We start from the raw sequence: 2,561 nt of genomic DNA, 5'->3' as shown, positions 1-2,561 counted from the left end.
TATGGCTGAGCGAGGTGGCTGCGCCCGGAGCGGCCTGCCTGACGCTTTGCAGCAACGCCCTGCTGACCCGCCAGTCGCCCTGCGCCTTCGAACTGCGCAGCGCCGGCGCGCGCACCGCATCCTCGGCCGACAGGTCCTGGCTGCGGTAGCTGGCGGCGGCGCCTTGGTCCGCCCACCAGATGAAAAGTTCCTGAACGTTCACGGGAGAAGGTAACAAATAGCAAGCCGGAGTGTAAGAAATACGGGAAATATTGTGTATTATGTAACGTTTTAAATCAAAATGGCCTGACATCGCCATAGTAGAATCGCGCGCTATGTTTACGTTTTCGATCGCGCAATGGCAGGGTTGGGCGCAAGGAATCGACAGCCCCAGCGACTGGTTGGAATGGGCCGAACATCCGTTCTGCCCGATCGGAAATCAGAACCCGCCCCGCCTGGACTTCCTGCCTCCCTTGCAACGCCGCCGTTTGAGCCCCCTGGCTCGCGGCGTGTTCGAGTGCGCGTGGCCCATAGCCGAGGGGCGGCCCGCCATGCCGCTGGTGTTCGCCTCCCACCATGGCGAAACCACGCGCAACTTCGGCCTGCTGCAGGCGCTGGCGGCGGATGAACCGTTGTCGCCCACGGCCTTCGGGCTGTCGGTGCATAACGCCATCGCCGCGCAATGGTCGATCATACGCCGCGAAACCACCGAATCCGTGGCCTTGTCGGCAGAAGACGATGGCCTGGAACATGCCTTCATCGAAGCGTCCATGCTGTTCGATGCGGGCCACCAGGACGTGCTTGTGGTGTTGGCCGAGGAACGTCCGCCCGCGCCTTACACCCCCTGGATCGATGACGCGCCTTGCTCTTATGCGCTCGCCTTGCACCTGCGTCCCGGCGCGGACTGGACGCTGACCCTGGCTCCGCCAGCCCCGGTTGCCGCCGACGCGGCGCAGGCCTGGCCCAATCCCCTGAACCTGCTGCGCCACCTCTTGCTGCGCACGCCCGACTGGCGGCACGCCAACCGCTCCCGACTATGGACCTGGACACGCACGGCATGACGAGCGCCACGCCTGCCCGGCAGGACTTCTGGCTCTGGCGCCTGTTCGCCACGGGCATGGCCTTCACTCTCTTCGGGATCGGCGGCGTGCTGTTGCGCGTGCTGGTGTTCCCGCCGCAGCGTCTGCTGCCCGGCGACGAGGCAGACCGCCAACGCCGCGCGCGCGGCGCGCTGAACGGCACCTTCCGCCTGTTCATCCGCTTCATGGTCCGCACCGGCATCCTGACCGTGGAATTCAAGGGCGCCGAACGCCTCGGCCAGCCCGGCCAGATGATCCTGGCCAACCACCCTTCGTTGCTGGACGTGGTGTTCCTGGTCGGCCACGTCAAGAACGCCAACTGCATCGTCAAGCATGGCCTGGCGACCAATCCGTTCACCCGCGGCCCGGTGGCCAATGCCGGATACATCACCAACGACGAGAGCTTCGACATGTTCGACCGCGCGGCAGACGCGCTGCGCGCAGGCGAAACCCTGATCGTCTTTCCCGAAGGCACGCGCACGCCGCGCGACGCCATGCCACGCTTCCATCGCGGCGCCTGCGCCATCGCGCTGCGCGGCGCGCGCGTGATCACGCCCGTAGTCATCAGCATGAATCCCCGCAGCCTGACCAAGGGCGAACCGTGGTACCGGATCCCGCCCTGCCGCATGCGCTACGTGATCCGCGTGGGAGACGACATCGACCCCGCCACCTGGAGCGGCGCGCATCCGCTGCCGATCGCAGGACGCAAGATGAATGATTACCTGCACGCCTATTTCGAAGCCGAGCTGGCGCCCGCCGCGCCCGCCGGCGCACTCATGAACGAACAGCCGCCCCAGGCGGTGGAAGTGGAGTCCTGACCGGATGAACCAACTGGAATTTGAACTGAAGACCCTCGTCATCGAATCGCTGGGCCTGGAAGACATCGCGCCCGACGATATCGACAGCGACGCCCACCTGTTCGGCGACGGGCTCGGGCTGGACTCGGTGGACGCCCTGGAGCTGGGCCTTGCGCTGCAGAAGCGCTACGGCATCACCATCGATCCCGAAACGCGCAACATGCGCGAGCATTTCGCCAGCATCGCCAAGCTGGCCGAGTTTGTCAGCGCGCAACGCCGCGCCTAATAAGGATACGGAGTCCAGGATGCATACCCGCGACGAAATTTTCAATACGCTGCGCGGCGCGCTGGTCGAACTGTTCGAGATCGAACCGGAACGCATCACGCCCGAGGCGAACCTGTACACGGATCTGGAGATCGACAGCATCGACGCCATCGACCTCATCGATCATGTGCGCCGCCAGACTGGCCGCAAGCTCGACGCCAATGACTTCCGCACGGTGCGCACCGTCGAAGACGTGGTGCAAGCCATGTGCCAGAAGCAGGATCCCGCCGCATGAGACGCGGCGTGGCGGCAGCCCTGGCCGTGGCCGGCATCGCCTATCCCTTCGCCGTCCATGCGGCGCTGGGACGGGTGAGCGCCGCATGGCTGGCCCTGCCGCTGGCCCTGCTGTGGCTGGCCCGCGGCCTGACCGCGGATGCCGCC

General features: G+C 65.8%; 4 protein-coding genes and 1 pseudogene. 4 read left to right on the top strand and 1 reads right to left on the bottom strand.

Annotation, left to right across the window (positions count from 1 at the left end; translation table 11 throughout):
* Positions 1-202, bottom strand: a pseudogene (locus VIR09_RS23060) (4-diphosphocytidyl-2C-methyl-D-erythritol kinase); the annotation flags it as partial.
* Positions 203-314: 112 nt separating this feature from the next.
* On the opposite strand from VIR09_RS23060, the gene VIR09_RS23055 reads away from it, so the two are divergent.
* The 4 genes from VIR09_RS23055 to VIR09_RS23040 are packed head-to-tail and all read left to right on the top strand — an operon-like array spanning position 315 to position 2,415.
* Positions 315-1,040 (top strand): beta-ketoacyl synthase chain length factor, encoded by a 726-nt coding sequence (locus tag VIR09_RS23055; protein WP_332014958.1) that lies wholly within the window; start codon positions 315-317, stop codon positions 1,038-1,040.
* Positions 1,037-1,876 (top strand): lysophospholipid acyltransferase family protein, encoded by an 840-nt coding sequence (locus VIR09_RS23050; RefSeq protein ID WP_332014957.1) that lies wholly within the window; start codon positions 1,037-1,039, stop codon positions 1,874-1,876. The genes VIR09_RS23055 and VIR09_RS23050 overlap by 4 nt, the downstream gene beginning before the upstream one ends.
* 4 nt (positions 1,877-1,880) lie before the next feature.
* Positions 1,881-2,141 carry a phosphopantetheine-binding protein gene (locus VIR09_RS23045; RefSeq protein WP_013393000.1) on the top strand — a complete coding sequence of 87 codons (261 nt, stop codon included), beginning with the start codon at positions 1,881-1,883 and terminating at the stop codon, positions 2,139-2,141.
* A gap of 19 nt (positions 2,142-2,160) precedes the next feature.
* A complete protein-coding gene (locus VIR09_RS23040; RefSeq protein WP_013392999.1) occupies positions 2,161-2,415 on the top strand; it encodes an acyl carrier protein in 255 nt (84 codons plus the stop codon).
* Positions 2,416-2,561 lie beyond the last annotated feature (146 nt).

This window comes from Achromobacter sp., from assembly GCF_036567245.1.
In the GTDB taxonomy this organism is placed as follows: domain Bacteria; phylum Pseudomonadota; class Gammaproteobacteria; order Burkholderiales; family Burkholderiaceae_B; genus Achromobacter.
This window is presented reverse-complemented; position numbering and strand designations above follow the sequence as displayed.

What these genes read in the sequence shown, in the direction of transcription:
- VIR09_RS23050 (WP_332014957.1), top strand. Translation starts at nt 1,037, where the DNA reads ATGACGAGCGCCACGCCTGCCCGGCAGGACTTCTGGCTCTGGCGCCTG.
- VIR09_RS23045 (WP_013393000.1), top strand. Translation starts at nt 1,881, where the DNA reads ATGAACCAACTGGAATTTGAACTGAAGACCCTCGTCATCGAATCGCTG.
- VIR09_RS23040 (WP_013392999.1), top strand. Translation starts at nt 2,161, where the DNA reads ATGCATACCCGCGACGAAATTTTCAATACGCTGCGCGGCGCGCTGGTC.
- VIR09_RS23055 (WP_332014958.1), top strand. Translation starts at nt 315, where the DNA reads ATGTTTACGTTTTCGATCGCGCAATGGCAGGGTTGGGCGCAAGGAATC.